General features: G+C 68.8%; 12 protein-coding genes and 1 tRNA gene. 5 read left to right on the top strand and 8 right to left on the bottom strand.

Going from position 1 to position 17,168, the window contains the following annotated elements; all coding sequences use genetic code 11:
- The first annotated feature begins 163 nt into the window (after nucleotides 1-163).
- Nucleotides 164-1,012 (top strand): LysR family transcriptional regulator, encoded by an 849-nt coding sequence (locus tag ACWDD7_RS06955; RefSeq protein ID WP_450456620.1) that lies wholly within the window; start codon nucleotides 164-166, stop codon nucleotides 1,010-1,012.
- Nucleotides 1,013-1,080: 68 nt separating this feature from the next.
- Here the strand turns inward: ACWDD7_RS06955 and fdhD are convergent, their stop codons facing one another.
- Complete coding sequence (gene fdhD, locus ACWDD7_RS06960; protein ID WP_450456621.1) at nucleotides 1,081-1,929, bottom strand: formate dehydrogenase accessory sulfurtransferase FdhD; 849 nt, start codon at nucleotides 1,927-1,929, stop codon at nucleotides 1,081-1,083.
- A 241-nt stretch (nucleotides 1,930-2,170) separates the two neighbouring features.
- Between fdhD and ACWDD7_RS06965 the strand changes: the two genes are divergently transcribed.
- Complete coding sequence (locus tag ACWDD7_RS06965) at nucleotides 2,171-3,118, top strand: beta-ketoacyl-ACP synthase III (protein ID WP_351866948.1); 948 nt, start codon at nucleotides 2,171-2,173, stop codon at nucleotides 3,116-3,118.
- Between the two features lie 195 nt (nucleotides 3,119-3,313).
- A tRNA-Leu gene (locus tag ACWDD7_RS06970) sits at nucleotides 3,314-3,398 on the top strand.
- Between the two features lie 682 nt (nucleotides 3,399-4,080).
- Here ACWDD7_RS06970 and ACWDD7_RS06975 read toward each other — a convergent pair.
- From ACWDD7_RS06975 to ACWDD7_RS06990, 4 genes are all read right to left on the bottom strand, one after another.
- Nucleotides 4,081-4,848 (bottom strand): hypothetical protein, encoded by a 768-nt coding sequence (locus ACWDD7_RS06975; RefSeq protein ID WP_392211921.1) that lies wholly within the window; start codon nucleotides 4,846-4,848, stop codon nucleotides 4,081-4,083.
- Nucleotides 4,849-5,090: 242 nt separating this feature from the next.
- Entirely contained in the window at nucleotides 5,091-7,247 is a 2,157-nt protein-coding gene (locus ACWDD7_RS06980) for a UvrD-helicase domain-containing protein (RefSeq protein WP_450456622.1), read from the bottom strand.
- Nucleotides 7,248-7,295: 48 nt separating this feature from the next.
- Nucleotides 7,296-8,903, bottom strand: a complete 1,608-nt coding sequence (locus ACWDD7_RS06985; RefSeq protein ID WP_450456623.1) for a protein kinase domain-containing protein — start codon at nucleotides 8,901-8,903, stop codon at nucleotides 7,296-7,298.
- Between the two features lie 106 nt (nucleotides 8,904-9,009).
- Nucleotides 9,010-9,474, bottom strand: coding sequence for an ATP-binding protein (locus ACWDD7_RS06990; RefSeq protein WP_450456624.1), 465 nt, complete (start codon nucleotides 9,472-9,474; stop codon nucleotides 9,010-9,012).
- A gap of 125 nt (nucleotides 9,475-9,599) precedes the next feature.
- Between ACWDD7_RS06990 and ACWDD7_RS06995 the strand changes: the two genes are divergently transcribed.
- Entirely contained in the window at nucleotides 9,600-10,454 is an 855-nt protein-coding gene (locus ACWDD7_RS06995; protein WP_450456625.1) for a helix-turn-helix domain-containing protein, read from the top strand.
- Nucleotides 10,451-10,660 (top strand): DUF397 domain-containing protein, encoded by a 210-nt coding sequence (locus ACWDD7_RS07000; RefSeq protein ID WP_450456626.1) that lies wholly within the window; start codon nucleotides 10,451-10,453, stop codon nucleotides 10,658-10,660. The genes ACWDD7_RS06995 and ACWDD7_RS07000 overlap by 4 nt, the downstream gene beginning before the upstream one ends.
- 52 nt (nucleotides 10,661-10,712) lie before the next feature.
- Here ACWDD7_RS07000 and ACWDD7_RS07005 read toward each other — a convergent pair whose 3' ends face one another.
- From ACWDD7_RS07005 to ACWDD7_RS07015, 3 genes are read right to left on the bottom strand one after another with little or no spacing between them, the layout of a single operon-like run.
- A complete protein-coding gene (locus ACWDD7_RS07005; RefSeq protein WP_450456627.1) occupies nucleotides 10,713-13,895 on the bottom strand; it encodes a type I restriction endonuclease subunit R in 3,183 nt (1,060 codons plus the stop codon).
- Nucleotides 13,892-15,157, bottom strand: a complete 1,266-nt coding sequence (locus ACWDD7_RS07010; protein WP_450456628.1) for a restriction endonuclease subunit S — start codon at nucleotides 15,155-15,157, stop codon at nucleotides 13,892-13,894. Before ACWDD7_RS07010 ends, ACWDD7_RS07005 begins: the two co-directional genes overlap by 4 nt.
- A complete protein-coding gene (locus tag ACWDD7_RS07015) occupies nucleotides 15,154-17,145 on the bottom strand; it encodes a type I restriction-modification system subunit M (RefSeq protein WP_450456629.1) in 1,992 nt (663 codons plus the stop codon). Before ACWDD7_RS07015 ends, ACWDD7_RS07010 begins: the two co-directional genes overlap by 4 nt.
- Nucleotides 17,146-17,168 lie beyond the last annotated feature (23 nt).

Genomic DNA, 17,168 nt, shown 5'->3' on the forward strand with positions numbered 1-17,168 from the left:
CGCCCCTGTCGGACGGTTTCTCAGCCTTGTAAGGACGACCTCGCAGGACGGCCTTTCGGATGCCTCCCAGCCTGCGGTCCGGGAGACGGGTCCGTCCAAGACCTCTTCCGGCCGTGGCGATACCCTGACGGCATCGCCACCCGGACGACGGAAGGGGCGGGCCATGGACCTGGATCTGCGCAAGGTCCGCTACTTCACGGCAGTCGCCGAACTGCTCCACTTCGGGCGTGCCGCCGAGCGGCTGCACATCGCCCAGCCGGTGCTGAGCCGCCAGATCCGCGCTCTGGAGAAGGACTTGGGTGCCGAACTCCTCGTACGCGACAGCCACGGCGTGCGGTTGACCGATGCCGGACAGCAACTTCTCGACGACGGGCGGCAGTTGCTTGCCTCGGCCGACGGGGCCCGGCGCCGTGTGCTGCGTGCCGCGCACGGGTCCCGGCGGCTCCTCGTCGGCTTCCGCGCGGGCGTCGTCGTCGCCCCCGCGCTGCGTGCCTTCGCCGAAGCCCACCCGGACGCGCAGGGCAACGCGCGCCGGGTCGAGTGGGACGACCAGGAGCGACTGGTCCTCGACGGCACGGTCGACATCGCCTATGTACGACGGCCGGTCCGCGAGGAGGGGCTCCGGCTGCGGCCGCTGTACCGCGAGCCCCGCGTGGCGATGCTCCGGGAGGACCATCGGCTCGCCGGGAAAAAGGAGTTGAGCCTCGCCGACCTCGACGGCGAGCGGTGGCTGCGGTACTCCGATCCCCGCCCGGGGGATCTGCCGATCCGTACGATCGAGGAGAAGTTCGAGTGCATCGCGGCGGGCAGCGCCGTCACGCTCGTGCCGCGCTCGGTCGCCGAGCAGTACTCGCGCCCCGACATCAGCTACGTGCCCGTCACCGACGCCGAGCCCGACGAGGTGCTGCTGGCGTGGGCGGAGGGCCGGTGCTCCCCGCTGGCGGCGGCCTTCGCCGAGATCGCGGCCGAGGTGCACGAGGGAGCCGGTGGAGGTCGGGGGGAGGCCGGTTGAGATGCGGGGGAGCCGGTTGAGATGCCGGGGGGAAGCCGTTGAGATGCCGGGGGAAGCCGGTTGAGGGGTCAGCCCTCGGTCGTCTCCTCCGCCAGGACGATCCGGTCGTCCCCCGCGTAGACGTTCATCGAGCTGCCCCGCAGGAAGCCGACGAGCGTCAGGCCGGTCTCCGCCGCGAGGTCCACGGCCAGCGACGACGGCGCCGACACGGCCGCCAGCACCGGAATCCCGGCCATCACGGCCTTCTGCGCCAGCTCGAACGAGGCCCGGCCGGAGACCAGCAGGACCGTCCGGGACAGGGGCAGCTCACCGTTCTGCAGCGCACGGCCCACCAGCTTGTCGACCGCGTTGTGCCGGCCCACGTCCTCCTTGATGTCCAGCAGTTCGCCGTCCTCGCTGAACAGGGCGGCCGCGTGCAGGCCCCCCGTGCGGTCGAACACCCGCTGGGCCGCCCGAAGCCGCTCGGGCAGCTCGGCCAGCAGCTCGGGCGTGACGCGGAGGCGAGGGCTGTCGGCGATCGGCCAGTGCGCGGTCGTACGCACCGCGTCCAGGCTGGCCTTGCCGCACAGTCCGCAGGAGGAAGAGGTGTAGACGTTCCGTTCGAGGCTGAAGTCGGGCAGGGAGACGCCGGGCGCGGTCCTCACGTCGACCACGTTGTAGGTGTTCGAACCGTCCGCGGTCGCCCCGGCGCAGTAGACGATGTTCTCCACGTCGGACGCGGCGGCCAGCACGCCCTCGCTCACCAGGAACCCGGCCGCGAGCGCGAAGTCGTCGCCCGGGGTGCGCATGGTGATCGCCAGGGGCTTGCCGTTCAGCCGGATCTCCAGGGGCTCCTCGGCGACGAGCGTGTCCGAGCGGGTGGAGAGCGCGCCGTCCCGGATGCGGAGGACCTTGCGTCGTTCCGTGACTCGTCCCATGTCCTGATCAGCCCCGGTTCCTTTGCGTGCTGGTGGCCGCGGCGGCCCTTGATGCGGAGATCCCATTGTCCCGCACGGGCAGGGCGGCGCCGCGGCCCGCTGTGCGCAGGGGCTCGGTGGTGCTGAGGGGAGCCGACAATTCGTCTGCCCGTTTCCTGTGGCTTCACGTGCCGTCGTACTGCTGAGTCACTGACCAGACTGTGGATCCCGTTCACCGTGGCAACAAGGGGGGACCTCCGTCATGCACGGCTCACGCATCGCCGCCATCGGCCACTATCAGCCCACCCGGGTACTCACCAACGAGGACCTGGCCGGCATGGTCGACACCAGCGACGAGTGGATCCGCACGCGGGTGGGCATCCGCACCCGGCACATCGCCGGCCCCGACGAGCCGGTGGACGAGTTGGCCGCGCACGCCGCCGCCAAGGCCCTCGCGGCCGCGGGGCTCGGACCCGCCGACATCGACCTCGTCCTCGTCGCCACCTCCACCGCGATCGACCGTTCCCCGAACACCGCCGCCCGGGTCGCGGCCCGGCTCGGCATCCCGGGCCCGGCCGCCATCGACGTCAACGTGGTGTGCGCCGGCTTCACCCACGCCCTGGCCACCGCCGACCACACCGTCCGCGCGGGCGCGGCCACCCGTGCCCTGGTGATCGGCGCCGACGAGATGTCCGCCGTCGCCGACTGGAGCGACCGCAGCACCTGCGTCCTCGTCGGCGACGGCGCCGGGGCCGCGGTGGTGGAGGCGTGCGCGCCGGGGGAGGAGCCGGGAATCGGGCCCGTGCTGTGGGGGTCGGTGCCCGAGATGGGCCACTCGGTGCGGATCGAGGGCACGCCGCCGCGGTTCGCGCAGGAGGGCCAGAGCGTCTACCGCTGGGCCACCACCCGGCTGCCCGCCATCGCCCGTCGGACCTGCGAGCGCGCCGGTCTCGCCCCCGAGGACCTCGCCGGTGTGGTCCTCCACCAGGCCAACCTGCGCATCATCGAGCCCCTCGCCGAGAAGTTGGGCGCCGTCAACGCCGTGATCGCCCGCGACGTCACCGAGTCCGGCAACACCTCCGCCGCGAGCATCCCCCTCGCCCTCTCCAAACTCGTCGAACAGGGCACCCTGCCCAGCGGCGCCCCGGTGCTCCTCTTCGGGTTCGGCGGAAACCTGTCGTACGCGGGTCAGGTCATCCACTGCCCGTAGGAACGCCGCGCGCTTGTCCCGGAGGGACCCGTGATCACTCCGCGCGCACGGGTTATCGCTCCGCGTACAAGGCTGCCGCCCCACCCCGGCTCCCCGTCCGCCGGGCGAAATACGCAGGTGAAACGCACTCCGAAACCTTGGTATTGTTGTCCATGTCGCCGCGAGGGAAGCCCTCCGCAAGGCGGCAGACACCTGGTCCGGGTGGCGGAATGGCAGACGCGCTAGCTTGAGGTGCTAGTGCCCTTTATCGGGCGTGGGGGTTCAAGTCCCCCCTCGGACACAACCGTTGACGACACGGTGACGAGGGCCTCGACCTTACGGTCGCGGTCCTCGTTTCGTGTTCGTAGCCGACAGTGACGCCCCAGGGCTCCGTAGAGCGGGCCCTTTCTCGTCGTCGGCGGCGGCAGTCTGGATGCGTTGTGCAATACCTCCAAGACTCTCAGCGATCTGCCCGATCTGTCGCGTGTCGAGTGCTGATTCCTTCTCCCGGGGGGCGGGGCGCGCGTCGAGCTTCTTCTGTGTCGCGACCTTGTCCCGCTGAGCCTCGTCGATCCAGTGGGTGACGACGGCGGGGTCGGCTCCGGCGTCGAGGGCGGCTTGGCAGCGGGCGAGTCGGCGGCGCACGATGCCTCCCGCAGGTAGCCCGAAGCTTTGAGGGCGGTTCCGGCCGAAGTGGGCTGCCGTACTGGGAGTTGACGCGGCGATTGTTCAAGTACACAACTGAGACTCGCGCCAGGGGTGAAGGGCTTGGAGACCCGGTTCCAGTGCGGGAAGCCCGCGGGCAACCTCCGCCACCACGGGAGAGCGGAGGCGACGACGAAGCGGACATAGTCGGTGAAGGCGGACGCGGCCGTCGGCGCGGCCGCGCGTGGTGTCGGCGGCGGGGAGGTCTGGCAGGGCCAGGCGGCGACGAGCGCAGGAAGTCCTCCCGCGGACGAGCGCTCGTCCACCTGGTTCGCTTGTTACTTCGGTCCATCGCCTCGCAGGGTGTCGTCGCGCAAGGCCTTGTCCGTGGCCCGTCCGATGACAGCAGTCGCTCCCGCGTCCACAGCCCCTCCGACGAGGCCTCCCAGGATCGGGACCGCCTTGGCGAGCGTGATCGCAGCACGCTGGGTTCCATACTTCGCGAAGAGGAAGAATCCGACCTTCTTGTTGATCGCCCGGAGCATCGCAATCGGGATCTTCTTGATCATCTGCTCACCGATCTTCTGACCGACCTTCACCCCGAAGGCGGCCAGGACGCTCTGCGTGCTCATCCCGATCGCGAGCATCATCGCGACGGTCCGCACGTGTGGATCACGTATGTCCCACCCCCGAAGGTGCGCGATGGAACCAGCCATCCGCATGTTGATAGCGAAGGACGCGGCCACGTTCGCAGGGATCGTCACGCCTGCAGTGAGGAGACCTCCGAGCCCGGTGACGAACCCCTGGGTCCCGGCCGCGGCCACGGACTCCTTGATGAGGCGGGCGACGACCGCATCGATGTCATCCTTCATGTCCTCAGGAGAACGGCGCTCATCGTCGCCGGGTGCCCTGTAATCGGCGCCCTGCCGACGCGAAAGACGGTCCTCGGCCCAGGTCGCCGACCCCGTGAGTGGCCCAACACCGTGCACCATGACCTTCTCTGCGAGATCGGCGACCCATTTCCCCGCCTTCTCGGCCCCTCCTTCATCAGGAGTCTTCACGCCAGCCATCACAGCCCCTTCCGCGAGTGCCTCATCGATGGGCACCCCGCACTGCCGGGGGCAGGAGAAGGATTCCGGTTGCAGGCACCCCCGGCAATGGCTCGGGCGGTTGAACCCGCATCCCCCCTCGCTACCGCCCGTCCACCCCTTCGCGCCACGACGTCCTTCGCCGCGCCGCCTTCACGAGCTGAAGCGACTACAGCTTCGCATGCGAATGAAAGCACCGTCAAACAATCTTCGTTAGTTGGCGTCCGCTTATTCCAGGCATGGTGAGCGGACCGTGTCGGCTACCCAACCCCGCAGCCCGCCTCCACCAGGAACGGACTCGGCTCGCCCGACCACGACACGTACAGGCTGTCGCGCGCTCTCGTGCAGGCGACGAACAGCAGGCAGCGTTCCGCCATCAGGTCCGTCTCGTGCTGCTTGGCGTCCAGCTCGGCCGGCGTCACCGCCTTCGCGAACGGCACGGCACCGTCGTCGGCGCCGATCACCGCGACGCAGCGGAACTCGAGTCCCTTGAACGAGTGCATGGTTCCGACGCGTACGGCGTCCGCCGCGCCCGCGGTGTCGGCGGACCGCAGTGTTACGGCGGGGATGCCGGCGGCCTTGAGATGAGTCACCGCCTTGGCGCAGGTCTTGTTGAACCGGGTGCTCACCCCTATCTCCTCGGCGCCTACGCCCGCGTCCAGCCACGCCCGCACCTGGGAGACCAGCGCCGCGAGTTCGGCGTCCTCGTCCGCCGCCCCGAGCACGGCAGGCCCGTCGCCGTGCAGGGCGGAGCGGTAGCCGAGCAGGGTGTCGTCGCGGCCCTCGTCCTCCAACTGGGCGATGGGGCGGCCGATGAGCAGGGCGGTGGACCAGCGCAGGATCTCCTGGGTGCTGCGGTAGTTCTTGCGCAGCTTCACCGACCGCCCGGTGACCTTGATGCCCAGCGACTTCAGGGACACCTTCGAGTCGTAGATGCGCTGGTGCGGGTCGCCCGCGATGAACAGGTCGTCCGGGCGGGCGGGTACGGCCGCGCGCAGCAGACGCCACTGCGCCGGGTGCAGGTCCTGCGCCTCGTCCACCACCACATGCCGGTACTGCGGCCCCTTCTCCGCCAGCAGCCGCGCCGCCTCCGCGCAGGTCTGCAGCCAGGTGCGGGCCCCGTCCGCGGCCAGTCCGTCCGTGAACCGCTCCACCGTCTCCCACACCAGCGGCCGTTCGGCCGCCGTCAGCCGGCTTCCGCGCCCACGCCGGTCCGCCGACTCGTACTCGGCGAGGCTTCTGATGTCCTGGGCGAGGACGACGTGCCGGTACTCCTGGGTGAGGAACTGGGCGCTGCCGGGGAACCCGGTCGCCTTGGCGGCCTTGCCCCAGCGGCTCTCCTCCTCGTTGTTCATCAGCGGCCGCAGCGCCACCGCGCCCGGCGCCTCGGCGACGACCCGGCTCGCGAAGCCGTCCACCGTCGAGATGTCCACCCGCCCGCGCAGCTCCGGGTCCTCCACCAGTGACTCCAGGCCGGAGCGGAGCGCGTTGACGAGCGCGTTGGTGTAGGTGGTGAGCAGGATGCGGTCCCCGTCGCGCAGGTGCCCCAGCAGGTGCTTGACGCGGTGCAGGGCTACGACGGTCTTGCCGGTGCCCGGCCCGCCGGTGACCTGGGCGGGCCCCGAGTACGACGCCCGGTAGGCCACCTTGCGCTGCGAGGGGTGCAGGAACACCCGCCAGGCCGCGAACGGCTTCTCCAGGATGTCCCGCAGCTCCTCCGGCGCCGTGACCAGCGCGATGCGCGCCCGGGTGTGCCGGATCGCCGTCTCGTAGTCCTGCGTGTCCACCGGCCGCGTCGACGCCTGCAGGGCGGGCGCGACGATGTCCTGCCACACCTCCTGGATCGGGATCCCTTCGGCGAGGTACTGCAGCACCTCCCGCTGGTCCTGCGGCAGCAGCGGCGCGAACACTTCCAACTGCTCCTTGTCGACGAGCGACCGCGCCTGCCGCAGCGTCTCGTCGTCGATGCCGAGCGCCTTCAGGTCCCCGTCGGAGAACTCCGCGAACAGCCGCTTCTTCGGCGATCCCTCCGCGACCCGCTCGTACGCCGGCGTGAGCTCGTCCAGGGTCGCCGCGTCCCGGATCTCGACGGCCCGCGTCACCTCGTTGATGCTGGCCTTCTGCTTCTTCGCCCAGGCGATCGCCTTGTCGTGCTGCATGACCCGCAGCAGGATGAACGTGTCCCCGGTCGGCGGAGCGAGCACCACACCGCGCCAGAACTGGTCGATGCGGATCGTCCGGATCTGCTTGTCCTTCGCGTTCGTCAGGCTCTCCAGCTTCAGCCCCGGATCCTTGAAGAGCTGGTCGAGGGTGAGCCGGCCGAACTTCTCCCAGGCCTCCAGCACGCCCTTCCTGACCGGCGGCTGGAGCTTGGGGAGTTCGGCGAAGAAACCGATGTCGAAGGCGAGCTGCGGCATGAGGGGATCCTAGGGCCGGGCGGAGTGCGGTGCGGGCGGAATACCAGGTCAGGAGGAGGCGCCGGGGCTGCTGCCGTCGAGATCCAGACGGATCACGGCCAGCGTCTCGGCGACCTCGGCGGTGAGTTCGTCGTCCGGGCCGAACACCATGCACAGGTCCTCGTGCAGTGGTTCCAGGACGGCGAAGGCGTCCGAGGCCCGGCCCTGCGCGAGCAGCAGCATGCCGATGTCGCGCCGCAGTTCCACGGCCGTCTCGCTCACGTCGCCGTCCACGGACCGCACGACGTCGAGGACATCGTGCAGCCCCGCCAACGCCTCCGTCACCTGGCCGAGTTCGCCCCGGCAGCGCGCCGCCTGCGCCCGGCTGTCCAGCGCCTCCTCACTGCCCGGGCCGCTCACCCGCCCGTAGGCGTCGGCGAGCGCCTCGAACTCGGGCAGCGCGGCCCGGTGGTCGCCCGCGAGCTGGCGGCTGACCGCCCGGCGCATGCGCAGCCCGAGGACCGCCTTGTTCTCCGAGCCGAGGGCGCGCGCGGCGGGCTCGATCATCTCGCCCACCACCTCGGCGGCCTGCGCGTACCGCTCCTCCTCCAGCAGCGCTCGGTAGTGCGCGTGGACCTCCCGGATCCGCTCCCGCAGCGCCTCCCGCTCGGCCGCGGGAACGGCGGGCGGCACACCGGGCCCGGCGGCGGCCCCGGCGGGCCGCGCGCCCGCGGTGCCGGCGCGCGAGCGGGGCGCGTACGGGCGGCGGAAGATCCCGGTCGGGTCGGGCGTCCCCGCGGGCCCCGCCTCCTGCGGCGCGGACTCCTCGCCGGGCAAGGGCAGGAAGGGCCGCAGCCGCTCGTACACCTCCTGCACGTCCGCCGGGCGCGCCTCGGGCGCCTTGCGGAGCAGGTGCAGGACCAGGGCCTCCAGCTCCGCCGGCACCTCGGCCCGCAGGTGCCTCAGCGGCGTCGGGTTGGCGTTGACGTGCTGCATCATCAGCTGCCACTCGCTGTCCCCGGCGAACAGCGGCCGCCCGCAGAGCAGTTCGTGCAGCACACACCCCAGCGCGTACAGGTCGGCGCGCGGCGTGACCCGCCCGCCGCGCACCTGCTCCGGCGCCATGTACTGATGCGTCCCGATGGGGCTGCCGGTCGCGGTCAGCTTGGTGACGTCCGTCCGCAGGATCGCCGCGATGCCGAAGTCGAGCACCTTCACCGTGCCGTCCCGGGCGACGAGGATGTTGCCCGGCTTCAGGTCACGGTGGACGACGGGCACGTCGTGCGCGTACGACAGCACGGTCGCCACCTGCGCCGCCACGGCCACCGCCCAGCTCACCGGGAGCGGCCGCTCCGGGTGCACGTACGCGGTCAGCGGCACGCCGTCGACCAGCTCCATCACCAGGAACAGCTGCTCGTACGACTCGTCGAGCACTGCGTCGTACACCTGCGGCACGCCCGGGTGCTGGATCCGCGCGGTGATCCGCGCCTCGCGCCGGAACCGCCTCTCGAACTCCTCCGCCAGATGCGGCGACGCCACCGCCTGCGGGCGGATCAGTTTCACCGCGACCGGCCGGTCCAGGACGGCGTCGTAACCCCGCCACACGTCCCCCATGCCGCCGTGGCCGAACTGCTCCAGCAGCTCGTAGCGTCCCGCGATCCGCCGTGGCTCCGGCACCTGGTCCCCGCCCCCGCCCCCGTCGAGTTACCGAAGTGGTCTTCGATGCGCTGGGGAGCAGTTTCGCGGGTGCGGGTTCCGCGCGTCCAACCGGGTCGCGGGCGACCTACGTGATCAGGTCACGCGGAGTGGCGCGGTCGGCGGCGCACTCCGCCCAGACGGTCTTGCCGGGCCCACCCACGGCGCGCGGTGAGCAGCCCCACCGGTCGGCCAGCGCCTCGACGAGCAGCAGGCCGCGCCCGCCGTCGCCGCCCTGTGCCGTGGCGGTGGGAATGCGGGGGAGGCGTTCACCGCGGGTGTCACTGACCTCGATCCGTACGGTGCCGGTGGCCGGGTCGGCAGTGAGCAGGACGTGGAAGTCCCGGCCGGCGACGTGTCCGTGCCGGACGGCGTTGGCGCACAGCTCCGCCACGACGAGGGTGACGACATCGTGCGCATCGCTGCCGTACGGGATGCCCCAGGCATCGAGCCGGGTCCCGCACAGCCGCCTGGCCAGGCGGGCGCCGCGCGGGGTCGAGCTGAAGCACATCGCGAACTTGTGCACCGTGAGGGGTGATTGTGCTGCGGTCATGCACTCACGGTGGCGTCTCGTGGCATAGCGTCACCAGGGGTGACGCGCTGACGTCAGCTCTTCGTACGGGGCGGATGCGGGCGCTGTACGCGGACGTACTCGGGGGAAAGGCGGGTGGCAGGACGGTGACTGTGGTGCGAGATGCGCGAGACGAGGAGCCGGAGCAGCGGCCGGAGGACGAATCGGGGACGGGCGTGGTGATCGCGTTCGGGCGGCAGTTGAAGCTGCTGCGGGTGCGGGCGGGGCTGGACCGGGTGGAGTTCGGCAAACGGGTCGGCTACTCGGCGGACACGGTGGCGTCGATCGAGCAGGGACGGCGAATCCCGCAGGCCCGGTTCATCGAGCGGGCGGATGAGGTGCTGGGGGCAGAGGGGTTGCTCACGGCGTTGAAGGAGGAGCTGGGGCGGGCTCAGTATCCGGCGTTCTTCAGGGACATGGCTCGGCTGGAGTCAGAGGCGGTCACCCTGCACGTCTACGGTGCGTTGGCCATTCCCGGCCTGTTGCAGACCGAGGACTATGCAAGAGCCGTCTTCACCATGCGTCGTCCGCTTCTCGATGAGGAGACCGTGGAGCAACGCATCGGAGCGCGTCTGGCCCGCCAGGAGATCTTCTCGCGGAGGCCGCTCCCGACGCTGAGCTTTGTCGTCGAGGAGTCGGTGTTGCGACGGCCGGTTGGCGGACGGCCGGTGCTGCGCGGGCAGTTGGAACAGATCCTTCTGATTGGGCAGCGGCGGAACGTGGAGATTCAGGTCATGCCCACCGATGTGCAGGAGCACTGTGGATTGGCCGGACCGTTCACCTTGATCGAGAACCGGGACGGACGGAGGATGGCGTATGTGGAGGTGCAGCGGACCAGTCGCCTCTACACCGAGCGCGCAGAGGTACGAGATGCTGAGGAGCAGTACGGCATCCTGCGGGCTCAGGCCCTGACTCCGCGCGAGTCGCTGGCCTTCGTCGAAGGACTCCTGGGAGAGAAATGACCCATCGGGTGAGTGTGCTGACGGTTCCCGAGTCGGCGTGGTTCAAGAGCAGCTACAGCAGCGGCGAGGGCGGGGAATGCGTCGAGGTCGCCGCACATCCGGCCACTGCCGTAATGGTGCGGGACTCCAAGCGTCCCGCAGAGGCCCGGCTGTCCTTCGGGCCCGAGGCATGGGCAGGCTTCCTGCGCATGGCCACCGGCCGCTGAGGCGGTGACGTGGGCCCGGTGCAAGCGTGCTGCACCGGGCCCACGCCCCGCGTCAGATGTCGTCCAGCCCCTCCTCCCGGCGGATCATCCGCCAGGCCGCGCGGCGGGCGCTGCGGTCGAGATTGGACTTGAAGTCCCGGTCCGTACCGAAGTACCGCTTGCCGAGGGTGTCGATCGTGGAGACATGATCCATCATGTTCTCCTCGAACTTCTTGTCGAAGACGATGCCGAAGTTCTCCTCGTCGTTGACGAGGGCGGCGGCGCGGACCTTCGGGTCCTTCTTGGTGGCGTTGAAGGCCGGGAGGACATCCTCCTCGGTGAACTCCGTGCCGAACTTGGCGTTGAACTTCTCGATCAGCTCGGACAGCAGTGACTTCTCGGAGTCCTTCGCGCCGCCCGCCCCGTCCCCGAAGCCCTTGAGTTCGGCGGGGCCCTCCGGGTTGAGGGACACGTCGTACTCGCCGGTCTTCTCGACGCGCAGGTGGCTGAGGTCCACCTCGCCTATGTCGACTCCGCCGTCCGCGAGGCGGGGGAGCCGGTTGAGCAGGTAGCGCCCGTAGAGGTACAGGCGCTCCAACTCGGCGTCCTGGTAGGGCACGATCTGCGCGAGGAAGCCGTACTTGCGGACGTAGTCGTTGAGGTTGGCCCGGAAGTCCTCGGCGGCCTCGACGTCGTCCTCCTCCTCGCCCTCCAGGAGGTGGGTGAAGCGGGTGACGGCGGGGGAGAGGAGCCGGTACAGCTCGGCGTGCAGCTTCTCCCACTTGGACTGGGAGCCGGCGGCCTTCTCCTGCGCCTCGAAGTACGCGGCGACGAACTCGTCCATGTCCTGCTCCGAGATGACCGGGGCGGACATGACGCGGCTCTGGGCCGAGTACAGAAGGTTGGGGTCGGAGGGCAGGGTCTGCGCCTCCTCGAAGTACGGGCGGAACGCCTCCCTGATGTCCTCGGCGTCGTTGACGAAGTCCAGGACGGCGAGGTCGGCCTGGGTCTTGCGCTCGGCGGTGCGGTTGAGGCGTGAGAGGGTCTGCACGGCGGCGATGCCGGTCAGCGTCTTGTTGACGTACATCGTCGTGAGGAGCGGCTGGTCGAAGCCGGTCTGGTACTTCTCGGCGACGACGAGGATCCGGTACTCCTGTTGCCCCTTGCCGCCGGCCTTCGCTGCCTTGTCGTCGGCGCGGGTGTAGCCGAACGCCTTCGGCAGCGCGCTTTCCGACAGGCCGCCGTTCTCCTTGCTCTCGGTGGTCTCCTCACCGTCGATGGTGAGGGACCCGGAGAAGGCCACCAGGACACCCAGGTCGGGGTACTTGGTGTCGTACTCGCGATCGGCGATGTAACTGCGGATGGCGCGGGCCATCTGCACGGCGGAGAGGCGGGAGGCCGTGACCACCATGGCCTTCGCACGTCCGCCGAGCCGGCCGCGAGTGTGGGCGACGAAGTGCTCCACGATCACCTGGGCGTGCTGGGAGACCGTGTGCTCGTGCATGAGCGCGAACCGGGCGAGCAGGCTGTTGGCCTTGGAGGGGTCGACCTCCTTCTCGTCGTGGTTGAGGTTCGCGAGCTTCCAGTAGGTGTTGTAGGTGACGTAGTTGCGCAGCGGGTCGAGGATGAAGCCTTCCTCGATGGCCTGGCGCATGGAGTAGGTGTGGAAGGGGCGGTAGACGGTCTTGCCGTTCTCCACGCCTTCCGTACCGAAGAGTTCGAGGGTCTTGGACTTGGGTGTGGCGGTGAAGGCGAAGTAGGAGAGGTTGGTGGCCCGGGAGCGCGCCACCGCCTTCGCCTTCAGTTGGTCGTCCAGGGTGACCGTGGTCGCGCCCTCGTCGTCCGAGTCGGCGTCCAGGCCGAGGTCGCGCAGGGCGGACTTCACGGCGGTGGCGGCGTCGCCGGACTGGGAGGAGTGCGCCTCGTCGACGATGATCGCGAAGCGGCTGCCCTTGATCTCGGTGGGGTTGCGCTTGATGTAGTCGAGCAGCGCCGGGAACGAGTGCAGGGTGACCGTGACGATCTTCCCGGTGTCCCGGGAGAGGGCGCGGGCGAGCTGCTCGCTCTTCGCCCCGTGCTTCTCGTCGACCTTCACGACCAGGCCGTCGGTCTGCGAGAAGCTGCCGACGGTCGCCGAGAGCTGGGCGTCCAGCGCGCGGCGGTCGGTGATGACGATGACCTTGTCGAAGACCGGCTCACCGGGCTTGATGCGGCCGTCGGCGAGGGCGTCGGGCCTGAGGACATGCGGATCGGTACGGGCGTGCAGGTCGCTGAGGCGGTGGGCCAGCCAGCCGATGGTGTTCGACTTGCCGGAGCCGGCGGAGGCCATGACCAGGTAGTTCTGGCCGGCGCCGTGGACGGACGCGTGCGCGGTGAGTTTCCGGACCACGTCCCACTGGTGGAAGCGGGGAAAGATCGTCGACTTCGTGGTGCCGCCGCCGGGCGTCTTGTGCTTCTGCTGGTGCACGAAGCGCTGGAGCAGGTCGAGCCAGTTGTCCCGCTCCCAGACCTGTTCCCAGAGGTAGGACGTGGCGTACGTGCCGTGTGCCGTGGGCGCCGGGTTTCCGGCCCCGCCGGGCTGGCCGGGGCCGTTCGAGCCGGTGTTGAAGGGCAGGAACTGGGTGCTCTTGCCGCGCAGTTGCGTGGTGACGAATACCAGGTCCGGGTCGACGGCGAAGTTGGCGATGACGCGCCGCGTGAAGATCAGCTCGGTCGGGTCGCGGTCGGTCCGGTACTGCTCCTTGGCCTGCTCGACACCCTGCCCGGTCAGCGGGTTCTTCAACTCGGCCGTGGCGACCGGGATGCCGTTGAGGAACAGGGTCAGGTCGAGGCGGTGCCCCCAGTCGGCCTGCTTGGTGGCGTAGGGGAGTTCGCGGACGACGGTGAGGCGGTTGGCCCGGTAACCGTCGAGGACCGAGTCCGCGGAGATCAGGTTGGGCTTGAAGTAGGCGACATGGAGCCGCACACCGCGGTCCTTCACGCCGTTGCGGAGGACGTGCAGCAGCCCGTCATCGGCGATGGCCCGGTCGAGCCGCTGGGCGAATCCGCGCTGCGCCTCGTTGGGGTTGCCACCGTAGACGGTGAGCAGTTCGTCCCACTCGTCGGGCTGAGTCGCGCCGATGAAGGTGAACAACTCGTTGGTGTCGAGCCCGAAGTCGGCCTGGTAGTCCTCGGGGCGTGCTTCACTCCAGCCGCGCTCGCAGAGGGCAGCGACTATGGCGGACCCGAAGGAGGACTCGTCGTGCACGGGGCTCATACGGCGACTCCTTCGGTCACGTTGCGACCGCTGGCGGTGGACACGTCGAACTGGCCGGTTACGGCGGCGGTGATGAGGGCCTGTCGGCGCTCGGTGGCCAGAGCTTCAGATTGCCCGACTGCTCCACGAAGGGGGCGCAGCCTGGTGATCCATTCGCCGATCTCGTGTTGCTCTTTGGAAGGCACGGCAGGGATGGAGATCCGTCCGAAGAGGTCCCAATTTCGGAAGTCGACTGCCCGCTCACGCGTGCTGGTTGCGAAGTTGCCGAGGTACCCCTGGAGAGCCAGCAGGCGGAGGAGCCTGCCGAGGAAGCGGGAGTCGCCGTCACCCACGGGGACACACACGTGATAGACCGGGCTGCAGTTGCCCACGGCTTCGGAGGTTCCGATAGCTCCTGCGAAGCCATCAAGTCCGTGTACGACAACGTCACCCACCCGGACGCTCTGCCCCTGCGGGTCTGCGGAAGCTGAGAGTGTGTACCCCTCGGCCCGCCTCAAGCCTCGCTCGGTCACTTGCCCGTCGCGGTAGGCGGTGATCACGCCTGCATTGGCGAGGGCGGGTCGGACTACCTTGGTAAGAGCTCGACGGATGGGGAGTGCGGGATTACCCATTGAAGGGTGCACCAGTTGGCTGGCGCCAACGTGCTGGAGAATACGGCTGTCGATGCGCTCATCAAGGAGGGAAATGAGCTGGTGTTTCCTGGAAAGTAGGTCGTCGATCTTACTGATCTCGGCGTCCAGAAACTGGGTGATGCGTCGCTGTTCCTGCACTGAGGGAACCGGGATCCTTATTTCGCGCGCCATTTCTAGATTGATGCGCGCGCGGGTTGAACCTCGGGTCAACGTCGATACCTGATCGCAGACGAATGACGAGCTCAGCGCCCAAGCTGCATATCGATGAGTTAGTCGACTTTCATCGAGTCGTGCACGGAAGCAGTCTGCTTTGACGATGGCCGGTCCCAAATTGTTTGGTGCCACGCAGGCTCGACCGACAGGGTGGTTTCCATCGCCGAGTCCTGCAATGAGCAGGTCCCCGGGATGTACCTCATGGCGCCGCAAGTGCGCGAAATATTGCAGTGGGATATAGGCGGCATCGGCATCCTTGAAGTGGGCAAGTCCGATGTTTCCGAGGCGAATAACTCTTGCCCCATTGTCGGAGTAGTGGCTGCTGGTCAGGGAGCTACCGAAGGGGCCATCTGTGATCTCATAGATGTAACGCCTCAGCGCGATCTGAGGGAAAGCGACATGGGCTACCCCGGTCATCCTGTCACCTCGCCCAGCAGCGCCTGAATCTCCGCTTCCAGAGCCTTCAGATCTGAGTCGATCTCCGCCAGTGGCCTCGGAGGCTCGTACACGTAGAAGTGACGCGTGACCGGGAGTTCGTACCCCACCTTCGTCTTGCTGTGGTCGATCCACGCATCCGGCACATGCGGGTGGACCTCCCGCACCAAGTACTCCTCGACGTCGTCACCCAACGGCACGTTCTCGTAGTCCCGAAGCTCCGAATCCGGCTCAGGCTGCCCCTTGACGGTCTGCACCTCGCCCTCCGGGTCCCGCACCCCCACAACCTCCCGCAGTGCCTTGTTGAACGGCGCCCCCGTAGGCCACGTCCCGCCGGCCTGCACCACCGCGTCCTTCAACGCGAGCCAGGCCTCCTGCTTCGTATCCCAGCTCGTGCCCATCAGGGACTTGAAGGCCTCCGCCAGAGCCGCAGCCTGCGGAAGCTTCTGGATGACCTTGGAAGCCTCCAGCGCCGCCAGCGTCTCCTCCGTCACCTCGAACCGCAGCTTCAGCGGCCGCTCGACGGTGATCCGCTGGTACCCGAAGTCCTCGTTCCAGAGGACCTTCACCTTGCCGTGTAGCGGATGCTCCGCATCGCCCGCCACCGCCAGCGCCTCGCCGTACAGCTTGACCACCGTCGCGATGTGGTCCTTGCCCAGAGCCTTGCGCTTGTCGCCCAGCGACTTGCGCATCTTCTGCCACTGGTCGCGCGCGTCCAGCAGCACGACCTTGCCCTTGTGGTCCGGGCTCTTGCGGTTGGTCAGGATCCAGAAGTACGTCGAGATACCGGTGTTGTAGAAGAGCTGATCCGGCAGGGCGACGATGCCCTCCAGCCAGTCGTTCTCCAGGATCCAGCGGCGGATCTCCGACTCACCCGAGCCGGCCGCGCCCGTGAACAGTGGTGAGCCGTTGAAGACGATGGCGAGGCGCGAGCCGCCCCCGCCGTTCACGTCCACCGGCTTCATCTTCGAGATCATGTGCTGGAGGAACAGCAGTGAGCCGTCGTTGATGCGCGGCAGTCCCGCGCCGAAGCGGCCGGCCTCGCCGAGCGCCTTGTGCTCGTGCTCGACCTCCTCCTTGACCTTCTTCCACTCCACGCCGAACGGCGGGTTGGCCAGCATGTAGTCGAAGGACTTCCGCGCATGGCCGTCGTCGGAGAAGGAGTTGCCGAAGGCGATGTTCTCCGGGTCCTGGCCCTTGATCATGAGGTCGGACCGGCAGATCGCCCACGACTCGGGGTTGAGCTCCTGGCCGTACACCTCCACCGTGGCGTCCGGGTTCAGCTCCTTGATCAGGTCGTCCATCGCGGAGAGCATGCCGCCCGTGCCGCAGGCCGGGTCGAGCACCGTACGCACCGCGCCCGGCAGGTGCAGCGCGTCGCCGTCCGGGGCGACGAGCAGCCGCACCATGAGCTGGATGACCTCACGCGGCGTGAAGTGCTCACCGGCCGTCTCGTTGGACTGCTCGGCGAAGCGACGGATCAGCTCCTCGAAGATGTAGCCCATGTTGTGGTTGGGCACGACCTCGGGGCGCAGGTCCAGGTCCGTGAACTTGCCGATGACCTGGTACAGCAGCCCGGCGCCGTCCAGCCGCTTGATCTGCTGCCCGAACTCGAAGCGGTCCAGCACGCCCCGCGCGTTGTCCGAGAAGGCCCCCACGTACACCATGAGGTTCTTCGCCGCATTCTGCGGGTCGTCCGCGATCTTCTTCAGGGTCAGGCCGGACCGGTTGTAGAAGGAGTGGCCCGAGGCCCGGCGCAGGAAGCGGTCGGGGTCGATGCCGCTGTCCTTGTGCTGCTCCGCGATCTCCGTGACCTTCTGGCGGGTCGGCTCCAGTACGCACTCCAGTCGCCGCAGCACCGTGAACGGCAGGATGACCTTGCCGTAGTCGGACTGCTTGTAGTCCCCCCGCAGGAGGTCGGCGACGGACCACGCGTGGTTCGCCAACTCCGTGTGCTTACTGCTGTTCAACTGGATCCCCGGATTCCTTCCGA

This window comes from Streptomyces sp. NPDC001056 (assembly GCF_053598955.1).